The sequence below is a fragment of the Aurantimonas sp. C2-5-R2 genome (genome assembly GCF_036549495.1).
Classification (GTDB): Bacteria; Pseudomonadota; Alphaproteobacteria; order Rhizobiales; family Rhizobiaceae; genus Aurantimonas; species Aurantimonas coralicida_A.
In genome coordinates, this window is record NZ_JAZHLJ010000190.1 from 1 (window position 1) to 2,366 (window position 2,366).

A 2,366-nucleotide genomic window follows, 5' to 3' on the forward strand; every position below is an offset into this window, starting at 1 on the left:
ATCGGCTGTCCCGTCATAGCCACCGTTCCGGCAGCCCATCCGGGTCAAGATACCACATTTAGGGCGACCTGGGACAACGGGATAAGCCTCCCGAGCCCAGCGCCCTCCCTGCAAAAAATCAAACAGACGACCCGATAGATTTCGGGGACAGACAGCCTGCGGGTAGAACGGGTTGAGATCCGCGTTGTTTTCAATCCGGTTGCATAGCCCCGTTCTGAACAGGAAGCCGGTTTTCCGTGCTGAATGGAACAAGAGTCGGGGCTCCTGACAGTCGCGACCCACCCTCCGCTTCAGCCGGGGAGGTTCCACCGTCAATACGTGGCCGCCACAGCACACGTTCCAGCGTGCCCAGATCGGCCAAGGGTACGCCGACGTCTCCCTTGGCTGACAATCGGTACTGCATATAGCCATATAGCGGCGTCACGCAATTCTCATCGCGGACGATAACCTCTGCCCAGGGCCGCTCCGTGAGCGCCGGGTAAAGGAACGGCGATGCCCAGCAGACGCCCGGAAAGGATTTCCGGACCAGGTCCGCCGCGTCCCCGTCCGGCGACAATATTATATCGAGTGGCGCAGTATCCCTCAGGTCGAGAAGCGCATCGAAGATCGGATACGGATCTCGGCTTTCCGCTCCCGATCGCGAGACGAAATTCAAAAGGCCGCCAGCAGAATAGAAGATGACCGCAATTCCCAGAACTCCGGATATCGCAGTTGTCCGGGCGCGCTCCACAGCCTTTCCAAGCGGAATGGCCGCGAAGGCCTCGGCTGAATAAACGACGAGCCAGGGTAGCGCGATGAAAAAAGAGACGTTGGTTATATAGAAGGCGGAGCCGCCGGCTATCTCGAAGAGGCATATCGCCAGAATGCCTGCCGCCGCCGCACCGAGACTGTAGAGCGATACTGGCGACTTCAGCAGAGAAAAGACCCCCGCGAAGGCGATATGTCGGATGGATACCGCCCAAACGGCGATGAAGTGAAACAGCAGGAACGATGCCAGGGCCAATGCCGCCAACACGAAAACCCGCCAACTAAATGGTGCATTTCCGCCCAGGATGGAGATTGCGTCGGCTACGCTCGCGCCCCTGTAGGAGAATGCGCTTACGAAGTGGAGGGGCCGGATCTCCATCGGCGCTATCGCACCGATGGATTTCACCATCGTGATGCCGACCACGATGCAGACGGACGCTGCGGCGAGCAAATCCATCCGACGCTTGAAGCCGCCCAGAAAAACGATCCGAAGTACCCAGATTCCCGCCAGTATTAAACCGACTGATCCTTTCGCCGACGCGGCCATGGCGGTGAGCAGAACCGCCAACAATATATCCATCCAACCCAGACGCGCCTTAAAGAGCGGAAGTAGGGAAAACGCGAGAGTGGCCGCTGAAAGATTGTAGGATTCTGATAAAAAATAGGAATTCCAAAAAACCCAGGAGCTGAATATCTTGGGAAGGAGAATAATAAATGCACAACCAAGAAGCCATGCCGGCAGGACCGGAAGCGCCCGGCCTCCGAATATCCTGGCTACCGCTGTTATCGCGAACAGGAGAAAGGGTATGAGGAACGCTGGCGTGAGAAATCCATAAACGTTGAGAACGCTAGCGCCCGAAAGACGGCTGAATCCCGCCACGAGCGTATGCGAAAATGTATGATAAGGTGTTTCGACCAGTCCATGCAGACCGGTGGAGACGACACCATAATTCTTGATCATCGCAGCGATACTTGCGTGATACAGTGTATCATTATGCAAGGCGCCGGCGCGCGCACGCGATGCCATGTCGAACGAGGTGTATAAATCGTCCACGCCCAATGCTGCTATGGTCGTTACGAGAACGGCAAGCGCGCAAGAGACCCATTCCAAGGCGCGGAGTCGGAGCCGAAGTGTCACATAGATCGCAGCTCCGATAGGCAATACATGCAGGGCCATTGCGAGAACCGGCGACCTGACGGTGCCGGCGGCAAATATGATGCCCAGCGTAACGACAACTCCTCCCGAAATGCTCCGGAAAAGGCGGCCCGTAGTATAGATAAGAAGCGGTATCGAAACGAATATCCAAGCCAAAATGAGATCGGAACGAGTGGGGCCCGCAGCCTGAAAAAATCCACCGACTACCAATATTCCGATGACGGAGAATAGGAAAATCGCGCAGACCAGATCGAAACCCGCACTGTCGAGTTCAGTGCTTTCCACCAATTGTTGACCGGGGACTGGTCGCTGCGGGCGGGACGGCAGGCGCGCCTCAGGATGTGGCATGCACCGCCTCCACGATCGTATCCACAACTGGAGATCTCGAAAAACCTCCCCATTCGGCCCGTTTTATGATTCCATTGACCTGACCGAGATCGGGAGGATGGCATGCGGGGACAGC

General features: G+C 56.8%; 1 protein-coding gene. It reads right to left on the bottom strand.

Annotation, left to right across the window (positions count from 1 at the left end; genetic code table 11):
• Positions 1-190: 190 nt before the first annotated feature.
• Entirely contained in the window at positions 191-2,251 is a 2,061-nt protein-coding gene (locus VQ044_RS24755; RefSeq protein ID WP_327650301.1) for a hypothetical protein, read from the bottom strand.
• Between the last annotated feature and the right edge of the window lie 115 nt (positions 2,252-2,366).